This is a genomic window from Pseudomonas idahonensis (assembly GCF_037903935.1).
Taxonomy (GTDB): domain Bacteria; phylum Pseudomonadota; class Gammaproteobacteria; order Pseudomonadales; family Pseudomonadaceae; genus Aquipseudomonas; species Aquipseudomonas danubii.
The window spans coordinates 4,252,527-4,269,196 of sequence record NZ_CP149586.1; the positions used below are offsets into that span (position 1 = coordinate 4,252,527).

The window sequence follows — 16,670 nt, forward strand, 5'->3', positions numbered from 1 at the left end:
GTCCTTGCATGAATCAGATTGCCCCCCGACGTTTTTCCCCCGGCCGCCTCCTCCTGCTGCTGGTGGTCGCGATCCTGGCGTTCCTGCTACTGGCACCGACCCGGGTCCAGCCGGTGGCCTGGACCCCCGCCCCCGCCCCCTCACTGAGCCAGGGCACCTATGCCGAGAACCACAAGCTCAAGGCGGTGCAGCCCGTGGGCGCCCGGGACATCGACGGGCCCGAGGCCCTGCTTCTGGAGAAGGACCAACTGATCACCGGCCTGCATGACGGTCGGGTGATCCAAACCAGCCTCGACGGCAGCGCCCTCAAGGTGCTGGTCAACACCGGCGGCCGGCCCCTGGGCCTGGCCCGGCATCCGGATGGACGCCTGATCATCGCTGATGCCATCAAGGGCCTGCTGGCCCTGGACCCGCAAGGCCAGTTGCAGACCTTGAGCACCGAAGCCAATGGCCTGAAATTCGGTTTCACCGACGACGTGGCGGTGGACGCCGCCGGGCGCTATGCCTATTTCAGCGACGCCAGCAGCCGCTGGGGTTATGGCCACGACGGCGAGGCGGTGATCGAGCATGGCGGCGACGGCCGCCTGTTGCGCTACGACTTCCAAAGCGGCACCACCGAGGTGCTGCTGGAAGGCCTGGAATTTGCCAACGGCATTGCGCTGGGGCCGGACGAGGCGTTTGTCCTGGTCAATGAAACCGGGGCCTACCGCATCAGTCGTTACTGGCTCAAGGGCGACAAGGCGGGCAGCCATGACCTGTTCATCGACAACCTGCCGGGGCTGCCGGACAACCTCAGTTTCAATGGCCGGGAGCGCTTCTGGGTGGCCCTGTATGCGCCGCGCAATGCCCTGCTCGATGGCACCGCGGCCTATCCCTTCGTGCGCAAGATGCTGGTGCGGGCCATGACCGTGTTGCCCAAACCGGTGGAAAAGCGCGGCTTTGTCCTGGGCCTGGATACCCAGGGCCGGGTGATTGCCAACCTACAGGATGGCAGCAGCGACAACTACTCGCCGATCACCACGGTGCGCGAATATGGAGATGACTTGTACCTGGGCTCCGTGAGTGCCAGCCATATGGCGCGGCTGCCATTGAAGGCGGCGCTGGCGCCTTGAGGGGATGAGAGCGGTGCGCTGTAGCGTGCAATGGGGACAGCACGGCGGACGTCAGGGCGGCTATGCCCTCCAGCGGGAGCAAGCTCCCTTGCCTCAACAAGCCTCCTTGCTACAGCGAACAGCCGCTGCTCACTATCCAAATCCATGAAATTGCACGAAACGCGTTGCCAGTAGAGACCTGAATAAGCGCGCTCTTTTGTTGGAGGTGAAACCTGTTCCCTATCACAGGGCCAGAGGCCTTACATGGTGACTTTTAGACGAGTGCAGTTTCACCCTCCCGCATAGAAATCAAACCAGAACCCACCTAAGTAAGTTTCGGATTTCTCCTATATCGACCAACCGTGGGTTAAGTACAGCCTGTCTTTAATTACGCAGCTTTTTGATTCTGGGTCCACAACTCATTCAGATCGATAGACGTATCCAGGTATAGGTCCCAGGGAGGGGCAGTCAGTGCCGCTAAAGGATTCATTCCTCAAGGAAATGGACAGCCTGCGTCGATTCGGCCGGACGTTGGTCGCCAGGAATCCGGCGCTTGCTCCCTTCCTCAGCACCAGGGGCGTCGACAAAGATGTCGAGCGCCTGATTGAAGGTTTCTCCTTTCTCGCTGCACGCCTGCACCTGACCCTTGATGCCCCTCTCCCGGAGCTGACCCACCCGCTGCTACAGCGGATATGGCCTCACTATCTGCGCCCTTTCCCCAGCACAACCCTGGTGCGCTTTAACCCGGTCGAGGGGGCGCTCGACCAACGACACATCATTCCCAAAGGGACACGCCTGATGTCCCGACCGATCCGTGACGTTCAGTGCGAATTTCGTACCTGCAAGGACTTGATTCTGTATCCACTGCGCATTGATCAGGTCAGGGAGACTCATTCACACGATCACTCACTCCTGCATATTGGCCTGGGACCAAACGGCAAGCTGAGCCTGGGCGATTTCAACTGCGATCAACTGGAGTTCCAGTTCACGGGGGACAAGGCCACGGCACTGCAGGTGTATTTGTGGCTGGCCAGGTATCTGAGCGAGATTCGCGTGGAATTCAACGGCAGGGCCACCAGCGTCACAGCACAGCATGTCGAGTTTCCCGGCTTTGCTCCTGACGACGCCCTGTTGCCCGCACCAGACGCAAGCCTCGACGGCTATCGCATCCTCCAGGACTACTTCACCTTTCCCGAACGCTTCCTCTGTTTTCGGTTGATCAACCTGAAAAACCTATGGCCTGCCGAACAGACCGAGCAAGTTCGCTTTGAGTTTCGTTTCAATCGACCGATGCCGACTGATCTGCATCTGAACATTGATGACTTGGCCCTGTACTGCGTACCCGCCATCAATTTATTCCAGCACGATGCTATCCCCTTGGCATTAGGCGAATTGGATCGGGAGCAACTCGTCCAACCAGCGGATCTGCCGGAGGCTGCATGCGAAATTTTCAGTATTGATCAAGCCCAGGGGATGCAGCGCGAACACGACGCCGAGGACGATATGCCGGTCTACCTGTTCCACGCTTTTCACGATATATCCCGCGATGAAAAGCGTGACAAGGTCGATCTTTACTACCAGGAACGTATCGAATCCGATCTGGTCTCCCAGCAGGCACTGCACTACGTGGCTTTCGTTCATGGCGACGGTCGTCCTTACCACGCCGAGACTGAAATTGCCTCGCTGACACTGACTTGCACCAACAACAACCTGCCAGCGGCACTGGGTATTGGCGACATCTGTTTGCCCACCAGCGAAACGCCGGTGATCGCAAACTTCAGCAACATCACTGCGCCCACCCCCACCTACAGGCCAGTGCTCGATGGTCAGCAGCAGTGGCAACTGATCTCCAATTTCGCCCTCAATCAGCAGTCACTGGCCGACAGTGCTCCGATGCGCGAAGTCCTCGAAGCCTACGACCTTTGCTCTGGGCACAACATTGAACACGCCCGTCAGCTCAAAGGGCGGCTGCACAGCATTGGCCCCGTCAACACCCAGACCATCGACCGGTTGATTCGCGGAAACCCTGTGCGGGGCTACAAGACTGTGTTGCACATCGACCCGACAGGCTTTGCCGGGGACGGCGACCTTTTTCTGTTCGCCACGGTGCTCAGCCACTTCTTCGCCATGTACGCCAGCAAACACTCCTTTCACCTATTGAAAGTCATCAATAGCCGTAGCAAGGAAGCTTACGAATGGCCAATGCGCACCGGCAAACAGCCGACGCTTTAGCCAGGGAGGAATCTCGTGTCACATCAAATCGATCTGCGCTTTACCTTCGACATCAACGGCATGGAGCTTGATGTCGTCGAGTTCAGGTTGGAAGAAGGGCTTTGCGACCTGTATCGCCTGGACCTTGAGCTGGCCAGCAGCAATCCGGCCATCGACTTTGCCAAGGTTCTGGATCAGACAGCGCTGCTGACCATCTGGCAGGGGACACAACCGGTGCGCTACGTTCACGGACTGGTGAGCGAATTCAGCCAGGGCACCACGGGCTTTCGACGCACCCGCTACCGTGCAGCCGTCGAACCCCAGTTGGCACGAACGGCCCTGTGCTCGGATTGGCGGGTTTTCCAGCAGAAGTCAGTGCCGGAAATCATACAGTTCATACTCAAGACCCACGGCATTACCGACTACGACAAAGTCATCACCCAATCGCACCACGTGCCCCGCGAGTACTGTGTCCAGGCTGATGAAACCGACCTGACGTTTCTTGATCGGTTGGCCGCAGAAGAGGGTTTTTTCTATGCCTTCAGTCACTCGCCCCAAGGCCACCGGCTGATCCATGGCGATCGCCTTTACGTACATGGAGCCATCACCGGCGGTGCTGTGTTGTACAACCACCAGCCCGGAGGCGCCCAGCAGGAGCCCGCGCTACGGCGCTTCGAATACCAGGAAAAAGTCCGCACCTCGCGCCAGGTGCAGCGTGATTACACCTTCAAGCAGCCCCGCTACGAGCAGCACCAAGAGCGTGAGGCCAGCGAGCTGGAGCACCAGGACGAGTATGAACGCTACGACTATCCCGGGCGTTACAAAACCGACCAAAGCGGCAAGCCGTTTACCAACACCCGGCTTTTGGCCCTGCGTCGTGATGCCAGAACCGCAAGGGTCGAAGGCGACGACCCCCGTTTGCTGCCGGGCCTGGCCTTTGACCTGAGCGGACACCCACGCGCAGACATGAACCGTGGCTGGCGCACCGTGAGCATGGTCCATAGCGGCAAGCAGTACACCAGCCAGCAGGAAGAAAGCGCCGATGCCCAGCAGAGCACTCACTACAGCTATGTAGCGGAACTCATTCCTGACCATATCGAGTGGCGGCCCGCCTCCCCTCCCAAGCCCAGAATCGATGGCCCGCTGATTGCCACCGTGGTAGGCCCGGCCGGAGAGGAAATTTTCTGTGATGAATTCAGCAGGGTCAAAATTCAATATCCGTGGGACCGCGAAGGCAAGCACGACGACCACAGTTCCTGCTGGGTTCGCGTATCCCAGAACTGGGCGGGGCAAAACTGGGGGCATATGGCGATCCCCCGGATTGGCCATGAGGTCATCGTCAGCCACCTCAATGGCGACCCGGACCAACCCATCATTACCGGACGCGCCTACCCGGCGACTCACCCCACGCCCTACAAACTGCCCCACTTCAAAACCCTGACCACCATCAAGAGCCATGAGCACAAAGGGGCTCGGGCCAACGAACTGCGGATCGACGACACCACCGGCGAGATCAGCGCGGCGCTGATGAGCGATCACGCGGCCAGCGCCTTGAACCTGGGCTACCTGACCCATCCGCGCCCCAGTGGCGGCAAACCCCGGGGCGAAGGCTTTGAGCTGCGCACCGACAGACACGGCGCGGTACGTGCCGCAGCCGGCCTGCTGCTGACCACCGAGCCTCGGCATCATGCTTCGCAGCACCACAAGGATCTCAAGGAAACCGCCCTGCGTCTGGACGTGGCAGAGAACCAGCAGGATGGTTTCGGCATCATGGCCCGCGAGGTACAAGCCCAGGAATCAGGGGATCAGGACACCGTCGCCAAAGCCCTCAAAGCGCAAAACAAAGGCATCCTCAGGGATGCTCCAGGACGAGCTGAAGCCAACGACTACCCTGAGTTCGAGGACCCTCACCTGGTGCTCGCCAGCCCGGCGGGAATCGCTTCATCCACCCCAGGCTCCACGCACATTGCCAGTGGCAAGCACCTGGCACTGAGCAGCACCGAACACACCAGCCTGTCCATCGGCAACCGGCTGCTGGCCAGCGCCAGTCGGGGCATGCGGCTGTTTGTGCAGAACATGGGCTGGCGACTGGTAGCCGCGGCAGGAAACATCGACATTCGTGCACTCAAGGACAGCATCAACCTGCTGGCCAAGCTCGATATCACTCAAACCGCCGACCGCATCACCATCACCGCCAAGACCGAGCTGGTCATCAACGGCGGCGGCAGCGCCACCGTTTACAACGCAGGAGGCATCACCCACCAGACCACTGGCCAGTACAAAGCCCATGCCGCCGACTTCAGCTATAGCGGCCCTAAAAGTCGGGCTGCGCGTTTCCCTGCACCACCCAAACCCGGCAAGGGCGAGCTTGAGCTGTTCAACAACTACACGGCCAACAGAAGAGCGGTTCAGGGCGGTAGCTTTCAGGTCGAAGATGCATTGGGAAAAATTTTCAAAGGCCACCTGGACGCCAGTGGGCACGCGCTGGTAGCGGGCGCCGCGCCAGGGCCTGCACGCGTCACATTCGGCATGGACCCCGCAGACACATGGTCCGAAGGGAGCTTCATCGGCACCCAGGACTGGCCACACACACCGCCGAACGCGGCTTCGGAACAGACCAAGACACTGATAGCACAGGCCCTGCAAGCAGCCCCCAAAGAAGGGCCGGGACAATGGGTCACCATCGACAATGACTATCATGGCACCCAGAACCTCGGCGTCATGCTGATCAACCGACTCACCTCAATGGGTGATGAAGGTCGTTTATTCGGCTCCGATGGCAAGGACTACATGAACACCACACGGGACAAAATCCAGGAGTGGCAACCACTTCCTGGGGATGCAAACAAGTGGGCCACCGACAACTCGGCCACTCATACCTATGGCGAAACCCGGAAGATCAAGCAACGTTACCTTGAAGGTGACGATCCATTACGCGTCGAAGGCCGCTCGTGGCACTGGCAACCGGTGACCGCCGACCAAGTGTTCGAGCCCAAGGAGAAACCGTGAGCAAGCGAACAGCAACTTTCGTCTTCTGGGGATGCATGGACCTGCTTTACGTAGCTCACCAAGTCTGGGTCAACCTAGCCAAGGGCCGAATCCCGATCTACGACGATCTTCTGGCATTTCAACAAGTTCAGTTGAGCGATCCCGGCCCGCTGGCCCTGCCACTGTTCAGCCTTGGACTTCTGACGCTGGTTTCGATAATCGTCTCGGCCTGGCTGTTTCTCAGTGGCAGTCGTTTTGCTCCTGCACTGGCCTATGTCCAAGTGCCATTTCGACTGATTTTCGTCATGCCGTCATTGCCCTTCATCCCCTGGATTGTGCCGCTAGCGGCTACGAGCAATCCGGTGCTCGGCATCAGCCTTCTGATCCTCTGCGAAGCGCTCAAGGTCGGCACTTTGCTCTGGAGCAAAGGTGTGCAACAGCGTCAGACAGCACCGCCATAATCCTGCCCCCTCTCCTTTTTGAAACTCAGCAAGGCCGCCATCGCCAGATGGATGCGGCCAAGCCCTTCTCATCCCTTGAGTAAGCAGCATGGACAGCACCGATCAAGAACAAGCCCCTCGCGAACCCCAGATTGCCGTCGCGCCATTGAACACCATTGACGCCGCCGATGTGGGCCAAGGCGCCGCCCAATTCGACGCCTGGCTACGCGCCATGAGCAATGACACTGTCACCCTGGAGCGCATACGCAGCGTTGCCGGTGCGCTGCCTGTGGTGGGCAACATCATTGCGCTGGTCGATGCATTGGGTGACATCGTCACCCTCAGCCGGGCCAGCAAGCGCGAGATGCTCGATTGGGTCAGCCTGGGGATCAACCTGATCGGCGTGCTCCCCGCGCCACCGACCATGGCGGCGGCTCGCATGAGCCTGCGTCCCAGCCTGTTTCTGGTGCGTCAGGAACTCAAGGCCACCGGCAAGAGCCTGGTGGGCGATGCATTGATTGGCGTGATCCTGGCTCACCTCAACGCGACCATCGTCGGTGAAATCGACGACTTCGTGCAGCAAGCCGAGGGCAAGATCAGCGGCATCCTCAGTGATGCCGGCGAGCTGGGGCAAAATACCGTTGTCGAAATTGCCAGCGGACTCGAAGCTCTGGTTCAGGGAAAACTTGATGCCAAAGGAGATGCCGAGGCTGCCGCGCAGCAAATGCGCGAGGCTGGCGACCAGTTGTTACATGATCCCAAGACCAGTATCAGCAACTTCTTCGGCGCAGTCTGGAGCGCTTACAAGGCCGTCGGCAAAGCTGCAGCAAACACCGCTGCGAAAAACCTGCTCGACGAAAAACAACGACAACTGGCACTGAGCAAAACCAGGGCACTGCGAGAGTTCGCTCCTGAATTGCGCGAGCAGGTGGCCAGCCTGGGTGACCCCGAGACCGTCAATAGCATCGGCAACCTGCTGAAGATTCTCTCCGCATCCGTGACTGCCTGGCGTAGCCGCGGCGCCCATGGGCACAGCACCAACATCAAGCCCAAGGGAACCAGCGAGGCTCGGGATCAGCGCAGTGGCAACCAGCTGGAAAGCCAATCCCGGCAAGGGCCGGCCACCCAGGACCCATCCCCTCAAAAGGCCGGCACCTGCACCGGCACCTGCGGCAGCATCAGTTTTGCCATGGGCAGCGAGATCATTTCCCATACCGATTTCACCTTGCCCGGCCCCTTCCCCATCGACTGGACCCGGACGTACCGCTCCAGCCTAAGTGCCTACGACGACGATGAACTGGGCGCACGCTGGATCACCCCCTTCACCACACGTCTGGACCTGATTGGTGATGGTTTGCGCTACCACGCGGCCGATGGGCGCAGTTTCGACTACCCACTGCCCAAGGTGGGTGAGGCCCACGATGATCGAGTGGAAAACCTCACGCTGATTCGCGTCAGCGATGTGCAAATTGCCCTTTGTCGCGGCTTCGATCGGCGGGAAACCTATCGCCGCGATGGCGAGCGTTTTTTGCTCGTGCAAATCGAACTGCGTGGCGGTGCCGGCATGCTGCTGGGCTATGAACACCGCATGGGCAAAAAGGCTGTGCTGTCCGACTTGATGACCTATCAGGACGAGCCCGGTCAGGTGCATACCCACCTCGGCACACTGGTGGATGAAGACGGGCGCATTACTGGCTTGTGGCTGATGGGTGAAAAAGAACCCCAGCGTCGCCTGAGTCTTTATCAATACGATGACGCCGGGGACCTGATTCTCGCCCAGGACGAGAACGCCGCGACCTGGACCTATCAGTACCAGCACCACCTGGTGACCCGCTACACGGACCGTAGCGGCCGCGGGATGAACTTGCGCTGGCAAGGCGAAGGCCCCGATGCTCGCGCCGTCCATGAATGGGCCGACGATGGCAGTTTCGAAACGCGCCTGGAGTGGGACCGCAATATCCGTCTGACCTACGTCACAGACGCCAATGGCCACGAAACCTGGCACTACTACGACAGCCTCGGCTACCCCTATCGTGTCCGACACCCCGATGGCATCTCGGAATGGTTCTTCCGCGACGATGCCAAGAACATCGTTCGTCACGTTCACACCGACGGTAGCGAGGATCGCTATGCCTATGACGAGCGAGGGGTCAACCTGCTTGAGCATACGCAAGCAGATGGCAACACCGTGCACTACGCCTGGGATGCCCAGGACCAACTGATCAAGATCAGCGACGCCGAAGGGGGTCAATGGAGCCGTGACTACGACCTGCGCGGCAACCTCACCGAGGCCGTCGATCCTCTCGGCAACAAAACCGAATACAAATACAACCAGATGGGCCTGCCCACTGCCATTACCGATGCCAATGGCAATGAAAAAAAGCTGAAGTACAACGACAGCGGGCAGCTTACCGACTATGTCGACTGCTCCGGCAAAGCCAGCGCCTGGGAATACGATGCCCGAGGTCAACTGATCTGTTTCACCGACGCCCTGGGTCAAAAAACCAGCTACCACCATGAAGCCGGCCAGTTGGCCGTCATTGTTCATCCCGACAAGACCGAGGAACGCTTTGAGCGCGATGCCGAGGGCCGGCTACTCGGTCATATCGACGCCCTGGGTCAAGCCACTTCCTGGTCCTACAGCGAAGCGGGACTGCTGACCGAACGCATCGATGCCGCCGGACAAACCCTGCGTTATCAATGGGACCGGCTCGGGCGACTGCAGCGCCTGCAAAACGAAAACGAGCAATACGCCACTTTCGTTTATGACCCGGTCGGTCGCCTGCTTAAAGAAGCAGGTTTCGACGGGCACAACACCCGCTATGAATACGCCCCTGAAACAGGCCGACTCGCCCGGACAATTGATGGCCAGCGTGTCATCAGCCTCGAGTTTGACCCCATGGGCCGACTGACCGAACGCCGGGCAAGCCTAAGCATTGACGGCACCGACTCTTCGAAAGCCAAGGAGCAGCTTGAACGCTATGCCTACGATGGCAATGGCAACTTGCTGCTGGCCAGCAACAACGACAGTAAGTTGCAGTTTTTCCACGATGCCGCCGGCAACCTGACACGCGAGCATCAACACTACAGCTGCCTGAAACAACCCCAGGTCGCGGTCTGGCAGCACCAGTACGACGCCCTCAACCAACGTATCGCCACCGTTCGCCCTGATGGCCACAAGGTCAGTTGGTTGACCTATGGCAGCGGGCACCTGCTCGGCATGCGTCTGGACGCGCATGAACTACTGGCCTACGAACGCGACAATCTGCACCGCGAAGTGGCCCGACACCAAGGCAACCAGCTGCTCCAGACGCAAAAGTGGGACCCGCTCGGACGTCTCCAGGAACAATGGCTGGGCAGCGGCGACGGCAAAAGCACATTGATCAAGCGTGGTTATCAATACGACGCTATCGGCCAACTGCTGCAAATCGACGACAATCGCCGCGGCTCGCTGAGCTACCAATACGACCCAGTGGGTCGCCTGCTCAGCGCAACATCGCGCCTTGGGCAAGAGACCTTTGCCTTCGACCCCGCCAGCAACCTCCTCGACCCCAAAACAGCGGATCTTCCACAACGCGGCCTGCCCCGCAGCCGCCTGCTGGACAACCTGTTGCGCGAGTACGCCGGCACCCACTACCAATACGATGATCGCGGCAACCTAATCCAACGCCTGCGTGACGGCCAGCGCAGCCACTTCACCTGGGACCTGTTCGACCGCCTGGTGAGCTACCGCGACGACCGTCTACAAGCGAACTATGCCTACGACGCTCTGGGCCGACGTTTGTACAAACAGACCGAGGCTCACTACCAGGACCGGCCGGAGGATGGTTCCGAACTGAACCGGCTTGAGCGCCTGAAACGCAATCGCCAGTTCGATTGCGGCGTGACGCTGTACGGTTGGGATGGCGATACCCTCGCCTGGGAAAGCCGGGCACCGGACAAGGCCGGAGAAGGCGCACGTACCACCCATTACCTCTATGAACCGGGCAGTTTTGTGCCAGTGGCCCAGGCAGTGCACAAGCGATTTATTCCGCTGATCCCGGAGCCCGAATACGGAGCGTTTTACCAACAGGAAAACGACCCGCTTTGGGCCGATGCGCCAAAACCCAAGGAGATCGATGCACTGGCCTGGTATCAGTGCGACCACCTGGGAACACCGCAAGAGCTGACTGATCAGACGGGTGAAGTGGTCTGGAGTGCGCAGTACAAGGCTTGGGGTGGGATCAAGGAAGAGCGATCAAGCAGCGCATTGCAGCAAGGGATTACCAACCCTCTCAGGTTCCAGGGGCAGTATCACGATCCAGAGACTGGGCTGCATTACAACCGGTATAGGTACTATGATCCGGAGGTGGGGCGGTTTGTTAGTAAGGATCCGATTGGGTATGCGGGTGGGTTAAACCTATTCCAATATGCACCGAACCCGATTGAATGGATTGATCCATTTGGATTAGCTGGCCATCGAACAGCGACAAGGACTGACCGGGGAGTGGAGCTCGGAAGGAACCTGACAGATAAGCAAGCAATTTCTCGTCTTCAACGGGGGGAGGATGTTCATGCCGCAAGCAGAAGCGATGCCATTAGCCTCGGGAAACGTTGCGCTTGTGGCCCCCTGATGAAGCATGAGGCGCACCCGGACAGAAGTACTGGGAGCACAGAAGGCCGCCTGCCGCATGTGCATCCAAACAATCACGATGGAATAGTGGGCTCAGCGCATATTTTTTACCCAAAGAAGAACTGAATATGTCTTATTTCATGGCTTACTTCGAAATAAATAACAAACAATCCCAAGACTACAACGGGTTTACTGATGTCGGAAATTTTATCATGCCAAAGAAAATTTATGGGGGCACCATTCTTATCAACCGCAACGGCAAAGTACATAAAGCTTCAATAATCACCGACCTCAGCAAGCAGAGTGCCAATGACTATTTCCTTAAAAGAGGAACAAGCGCCCGGAGTGAGTTAATTAATTTCATTGTCGAAAGAACCAAAAACAACAGCATCATTTCATGCGTCGTCGGGTACATTGACACAGGACAAACGACTATATTCCCAAAAGAGCATGAGAGAATAAACCTCGAAAGCTTTCCATACATCTTTGATAAAAAACCTTGCGTGGAAAAGTGTCTAGAGATAGTTTGCTAGAGTCGTTATTGAACTCTGTTTATCAACTACAGGGATCGGTCTGAAGCCGGCTACGAGTTCAATCGGATGGAGCGCCTGAAACGCAATCGTCAGTTCGATTGCGGCGTGACGCTGTACGGTTGGGATGGCGATACCCTCGCCTGGGAAAGTCGGGCAGCGGACAAGGCCGGAGAAGGTGCACGCACCACGCATTACCTCTATGAACCGGGCAGTTTCGTGCCAGTGGCCCAGGCAGTGCACAAGCGATTTATTCCGCTGATCCCGGAGCCCGAATACGGAGCGTTTTACCAACAGGAAAACGACCCGCTTTGGGCCGATGCGCAAAAACCCATGGAGATCGATGCACTGGCCTGGTATCAGTGCGACCACCTGGGAACACCGCAAGAGCTGACTGATCAGACGGGTGAAGTAGTCTGGAGTGCGCAGTACAAGGCTTGGGGTGGGATCAAGGAAGAGCGATCAAGCAGCGCATTGCAGCAAGGGATTACCAACCCGCTCAGGTTCCAGGGGCAGTATCACGATCCAGAGACTGGGCTGCATTACAACCGGTATAGGTACTATGATCCGGAGGTGGGGCGGTTTATTAGTCGAGATCCAATTGGATACACAGGTGGATTAAACGTCTTCCAGTATGCACCGAACCCGGTTGAATGGATTGATCCGCTTGGCTTGCAGAAGAAGCATCGTGTCCCACCACACATGTCACAACAGAAACAGGCTGGGCATGTTTTGGGTGAGCCACAGTACGACAATCGTGTAAAGCAAGGTAAGGCGACCTCATGCTTTTGTGATTGGGATGATGCAATACAGTACACAGATGAAGCTTGGGATAAGGGAGTTCCAGTTCCTAAGCGCCCTAATGTGAGAGATCACGACTTTAAGACACCTATAGGTTTTGGCCCCAACGGTGGCACTCAGACCTCAGTGCGTGTTCACCAAGACAACGCAGGAAAAATACATGGACACCCCAAAGGCCCCGAAACCAAGTGAACCTCACTTTGATTGGAATAGGTTTTCTAGTTGTGTAATTGAGTCATACGGTAGTTTCGAGAACCCTAAGTACTTCTTTACTCATCAATGGTTTAAGGAGCAAAAATATCCAGACATGCTGGAGTTCATAAAAGAGAATTACCTATTTTCAGAGGATACAGAGCCCAACACTGATATTAGCTACGGCTTCATCCTGAAAAAAGGCAAAGATGAGGCCGTGCTGCAGGTTTCACTTGTCGGCCCATATTTTTATCTGGCATCCATTCTTTCAGATGGCAGTCAGTCTGAACCTGAATACGATCTAACCTCAACAGACTTTAGACTTCCATTGCTGAAATATATGCGTGAGGCAGGATTTACCTTTACACCAATCACTGCCTTGCGTAAAAAAATACTTTTTGGAGGTGAAAGCTTAAGTGCATACGCAATCCTTTATTGCTATGAGGATGAGCCTTCATGGATTGAATAGTCGACGGGGCGTACCACCTAACCCTATGCAACTTTTCATTAATCAACGAAAAAATGAGGAGCGAAGGGTTTGACGAAAACCACCCAATTGATGTAGCCGAAGTAGATGGAAAATTGATTATTATTGATGGGCATCACCGCAGCCAGGCTACCGTAAGATCACGAGTAGAGAAGGTTCCAGTTGTAATTCACGACGTTGACCCAACAACCGCCACCAGACTTGAGGATGACATGTTTGATTCGAGGTGCAAATGAAAGACATAACCCCGCTAGAGCTTATTGACATTCTAAAAAGATTATCAACAACTCAAAAAAAACTGCTAGAAAGATACTTATCCATCAACCCCAATGGGAAAACCTGGGCTAAAACCGGAAAAATTTTTTACAACGGTGAAACATGGTTATTTAGAAAACATAGCGCGGGAGTATACTTTAAAAACCAACAAACAAATGCCGAAATAGACGCCCATACTGACATAGAAAACTCACCAGACCTCTTAGATAGCTGGAGACTCGAAACATACTTTTCATCAATAGAACCACTTAATTTAATATTAAAAAATCACAACTACAACCTTGCATCCCCAAAACAACTCACGCTTGCCATCCAACACATAAAAGAAACGCAAGACACAGGAAAACTTAAACTAACAACATGATCAACAAAATCACACTCAACAAACCAGCAGAGCGTTTATTATGCGACACCTTAATGTTCCCTTGATATTTTACACATGACTGCATATGAATTTAATCCAAAACAACAAACACTGCGATAACAATCTACTGCAGGAGTACCCTGGCATCGCAAAGTTTGGGGCGGGATAAAAGAAGAGCGATCAAGCAGCGCTTTGCAGCAAGGAATTAGTAACCCGATCAAGTTTCAGGGGCAGTATCACGATCATGAGACGGGACTGCATTACCACCGGTATAGGTACTATGATCCGGAGGTGCGGCGGTTTGTTAGTAAGGACCCGGTAAAATACAAAGTTGGATTAAACCTCTATCAATATACTCCGAGCCCGATCAAATGGAGTGATCCACTTGGCCTTACCAAATCACTAGAAAAGTGCCGCTGCGGTACACTTTTACCTGACAAAGCCATTGTATGCAGAGGTGGGAGTTGCACCGCTGAGAAATTCTCTCAGGGTTCTGGTGTAACCGAAGACAACGATAAAAAACCAGAAGGAGCCTCTGTAAATAGTGCGCCAAATAAAACCCTATCCGAACTAACTGAAGGTATTCCCCATAGCAAAGTAGGGATCACTACGGCAGGACAAATTCGAGCCAAAGGTAGAGATGTGATTTCATCCCCCACACGAAACAACAAAGACCATGCAACGCTGTCCGGAATCACAGCGGAACAAGCAGAAGTTCTAATGACACCTACAGTTAATAACCCTAACAGGTAGAACAAATGGATAATGAAACTTTAAAAAATATCAAAGCAAGATGCGATGCAGCAACAATCGGACCCTGGATCTCTTTTATCGAAGGGCGAAATCACGAAAGCGGCTCGAACTTCATAAAAACAGGAGCTTTAGGAACAGAAAACGAAGATATAGAAATATCAGGCGGAACAATGGCAGACCAGGACTTTATTGCAGGAGCAAGACAGGACATCCCAATGCTACTTGAAGAAATAGCAAAACTACAAGAGCTACTAAAAACAAAGAAACAGACATAAAACACTAAAAACCAGCAAACTCTTTCTGAGTTCTGTAAATACCATATGACCCTATTATAAGCATTACGTGATTCATGTTCTTGGCAGCCTCATTTAGAGCCTAACAGGATTTCTCCTGAATGGAGCAAAACTCCAGCAGGCATGCCCCCCAACAGGGGAATAAAATGAGCGCTTCGATAGAGTGAACGAAAGAAATTCTTGACACCTACAGTAATTTTATGGGCGGACTCATTCTCTCGTTTGAGTATTTTTACATCCCCAATCAGAAGCTCACTGTCCAAATGGTATTTTATGAGTGCATAAGCAATTTATTCCGTTGTTCCCGGAACCCGAAAGTTAAAAGAGTCGGCGGACACTAGGGGAACCGAGACCTTGTCTCCATACACAAAGATTGTTAAAAACTCATGCAAGTGCCTATAAAATGAATAAAGACGAATTAGCCTTTAAAAACCTTTATACAATCCGCTCACATATCCAATCAAGCAAAGTTAAATCAACCTCCATAGAGGTAAAAATTCTCGGTTTTTTTTCTAGATTTTACTTAAGCATCCTGTTAAACGAAGAGATCATCAAAAGAAAGGACTGCGATGAAATTGTTCTCGAAATCTCATCAAGTGACGGAGTACATTACAAAGTTGATATTTCTGATTCGCTAGGCTCTATTTTTTTTGAAAAGGATAAAATCATACAAGAGTTCGAATTGGTGGAAGTACTTGAGAAATGTCCTAAATTATTGATGGAAGCCATTGGGGCTTCGACAAATAGTAAGTGAGGAATTATGTGGACCATATGTTAAGTCTGGAGGGCAGGTCTTCATTTCACCATGGTCGGTCTGATAAAACGACCGCTTTACATAGAGACCGTAAATTGATTCATTGCGCTTTTCTTGTCGTGAGCAGCGCTATCCCAATTAGCGGTAATGTTGTGCAACCCAAACGAGATTAACTTCGTCGCAGCATAACCGGTTGGGGAGCTCCCTCGGAGCTTGATGATCCCGCGCAACTGAGCGTTGATGCTCTCGATTGCGTTGGTAGTGTAGATCAACTTTCGGACAGCGGGCGAAAAAAATTAATCACCCAATTACAGGCACGTCGCCAAACAGTAACCACCGTCAGATAATGCTATGCTTTCGTAAGAATAGTTGACACGCACGAAACTTTAAATCAATCAAACTTTGATAATTAGTACTTGCAGCTAGTTTACCGAGTGAATGATTCATCATTCCAAACACCAAGCAAACACTGATCTGAACAATTTAAACAGGCAAACAAAATAATATTCAGACCGCTATAGACTTTCACAGTGGAGAATCTGAATAACCTTCTGACGGAGTGTGTATGAAAGACATCATTCGTTTAGGCGATTCCACCACCCACGGTGGAACGGTACTTGGAGCCTTCTCCCAAACCAACCTCAATGGGAAGCCCATAGCGGGCGTTGGTCACATGGTTAGCTGCCCATTATGCAAGGGCGTATTCCCCATAGCAGAAGGCAGTAGTACCTACAGCGTGGACGGTACACCTGTAGCTCTGGACGGCATGAAAACCGCTTGTGGCGCCAGCTTGATTGCGAGTGGCCCCAAGGGTTCCGTAATCAGCTAGTGCTCGTACGACCCCTCCAGCCCCGTGGCAATAATCCGGATCATCAGAA

At 54.6% G+C, this 16,670-nt stretch carries 14 protein-coding genes and 1 pseudogene; 14 read left to right on the plus strand and 1 reads right to left on the minus strand.

The window, feature by feature from the left end; translation table 11 throughout:
- The first annotated feature begins 8 nt into the window (after positions 1-8).
- The 13 genes from WIN67_RS19140 (at position 9) to WIN67_RS19195 (ending at position 15,792) form a co-directional block, all read left to right on the plus strand.
- Positions 9-1,112 carry an SMP-30/gluconolactonase/LRE family protein gene (locus WIN67_RS19140; RefSeq protein WP_273906227.1) on the plus strand — a complete coding sequence of 368 codons (1,104 nt, stop codon included), beginning with the start codon at positions 9-11 and terminating at the stop codon, positions 1,110-1,112.
- A gap of 450 nt (positions 1,113-1,562) precedes the next feature.
- Positions 1,563-3,323 (plus strand): type VI secretion system baseplate subunit TssF, encoded by a 1,761-nt coding sequence (tssF, locus tag WIN67_RS19145; protein ID WP_339069873.1) that lies wholly within the window; start codon positions 1,563-1,565, stop codon positions 3,321-3,323.
- Positions 3,324-3,338: 15 nt separating this feature from the next.
- On the plus strand, positions 3,339-6,311 hold the full coding sequence (locus WIN67_RS19150) for a type VI secretion system Vgr family protein (protein WP_339069874.1): 2,973 nt from the start codon (positions 3,339-3,341) through the stop codon (positions 6,309-6,311).
- Positions 6,308-6,751 (plus strand): hypothetical protein, encoded by a 444-nt coding sequence (locus WIN67_RS19155; protein WP_339069875.1) that lies wholly within the window; start codon positions 6,308-6,310, stop codon positions 6,749-6,751. The genes WIN67_RS19150 and WIN67_RS19155 overlap by 4 nt, the downstream gene beginning before the upstream one ends.
- Positions 6,752-6,839: 88 nt before the next feature.
- On the plus strand, positions 6,840-11,468 hold the full coding sequence (locus WIN67_RS19160; RefSeq protein ID WP_422394624.1) for an RHS repeat-associated core domain-containing protein: 4,629 nt from the start codon (positions 6,840-6,842) through the stop codon (positions 11,466-11,468).
- Positions 11,469-11,470: 2 nt separating this feature from the next.
- A complete protein-coding gene (locus tag WIN67_RS19165; protein WP_123394519.1) occupies positions 11,471-11,875 on the plus strand; it encodes a hypothetical protein in 405 nt (134 codons plus the stop codon).
- Positions 11,876-11,941: 66 nt separating this feature from the next.
- On the plus strand, positions 11,942-12,865 hold the full coding sequence (locus WIN67_RS19170; RefSeq protein ID WP_422394625.1) for an RHS repeat domain-containing protein: 924 nt from the start codon (positions 11,942-11,944) through the stop codon (positions 12,863-12,865).
- The gene (locus WIN67_RS19175; protein ID WP_306408553.1) at positions 12,834-13,334 is read left to right on the plus strand and encodes a hypothetical protein; all 501 of its coding nucleotides are present in this window, start codon (positions 12,834-12,836) and stop codon (positions 13,332-13,334) included. The genes WIN67_RS19170 and WIN67_RS19175 overlap by 32 nt, the downstream gene beginning before the upstream one ends.
- Positions 13,335-13,387: 53 nt before the next feature.
- A complete protein-coding gene (locus WIN67_RS31150; protein ID WP_372852876.1) occupies positions 13,388-13,588 on the plus strand; it encodes a ParB/RepB/Spo0J family partition protein in 201 nt (66 codons plus the stop codon).
- Entirely contained in the window at positions 13,585-13,992 is a 408-nt protein-coding gene (locus tag WIN67_RS19180) for a DUF6896 domain-containing protein (protein WP_339069877.1), read from the plus strand. The genes WIN67_RS31150 and WIN67_RS19180 overlap by 4 nt, the downstream gene beginning before the upstream one ends.
- A 165-nt stretch (positions 13,993-14,157) precedes the next feature.
- A complete protein-coding gene (locus tag WIN67_RS19185) occupies positions 14,158-14,745 on the plus strand; it encodes an RHS repeat-associated core domain-containing protein (RefSeq protein ID WP_339071726.1) in 588 nt (195 codons plus the stop codon).
- 5 nt (positions 14,746-14,750) lie between these two features.
- On the plus strand, positions 14,751-15,020 hold the full coding sequence (locus WIN67_RS19190) for a hypothetical protein (protein ID WP_306408552.1): 270 nt from the start codon (positions 14,751-14,753) through the stop codon (positions 15,018-15,020).
- Between the two features lie 421 nt (positions 15,021-15,441).
- Entirely contained in the window at positions 15,442-15,792 is a 351-nt protein-coding gene (locus tag WIN67_RS19195; RefSeq protein WP_339069878.1) for a hypothetical protein, read from the plus strand.
- 77 nt (positions 15,793-15,869) lie between these two features.
- Here the strand turns inward: WIN67_RS19195 and WIN67_RS19200 are convergent.
- Positions 15,870-16,138, minus strand: a pseudogene (locus WIN67_RS19200) (transposase); the annotation flags it as partial.
- Positions 16,139-16,357: 219 nt separating this feature from the next.
- On the opposite strand from WIN67_RS19200, the gene WIN67_RS19205 reads away from it, so the two are divergent.
- A complete protein-coding gene (locus WIN67_RS19205; RefSeq protein WP_102881580.1) occupies positions 16,358-16,621 on the plus strand; it encodes a PAAR domain-containing protein in 264 nt (87 codons plus the stop codon).
- The last annotated feature ends 49 nt before the right edge of the window (positions 16,622-16,670 follow it).

Coding starts and splice junctions, on each gene's coding strand:
- WIN67_RS19205 (WP_102881580.1), top strand. CDS start 16,358: ATGAAAGACATCATTCGTTTAGGCGATTCCACCACCCACGGTGGAACG.
- WIN67_RS19160 (WP_422394624.1), top strand. CDS start 6,840: ATGGACAGCACCGATCAAGAACAAGCCCCTCGCGAACCCCAGATTGCC.
- WIN67_RS19195 (WP_339069878.1), top strand. CDS start 15,442: ATGAATAAAGACGAATTAGCCTTTAAAAACCTTTATACAATCCGCTCA.
- WIN67_RS19180 (WP_339069877.1), top strand. CDS start 13,585: ATGAAAGACATAACCCCGCTAGAGCTTATTGACATTCTAAAAAGATTA.
- WIN67_RS19175 (WP_306408553.1), top strand. CDS start 12,834: ATGGACACCCCAAAGGCCCCGAAACCAAGTGAACCTCACTTTGATTGG.
- WIN67_RS31150 (WP_372852876.1), top strand. CDS start 13,388: ATGAGGAGCGAAGGGTTTGACGAAAACCACCCAATTGATGTAGCCGAA.
- WIN67_RS19190 (WP_306408552.1), top strand. CDS start 14,751: ATGGATAATGAAACTTTAAAAAATATCAAAGCAAGATGCGATGCAGCA.
- WIN67_RS19140 (WP_273906227.1), top strand. CDS start 9: ATGAATCAGATTGCCCCCCGACGTTTTTCCCCCGGCCGCCTCCTCCTG.
- WIN67_RS19165 (WP_123394519.1), top strand. CDS start 11,471: ATGTCTTATTTCATGGCTTACTTCGAAATAAATAACAAACAATCCCAA.
- WIN67_RS19170 (WP_422394625.1), top strand. CDS start 11,942: ATGGAGCGCCTGAAACGCAATCGTCAGTTCGATTGCGGCGTGACGCTG.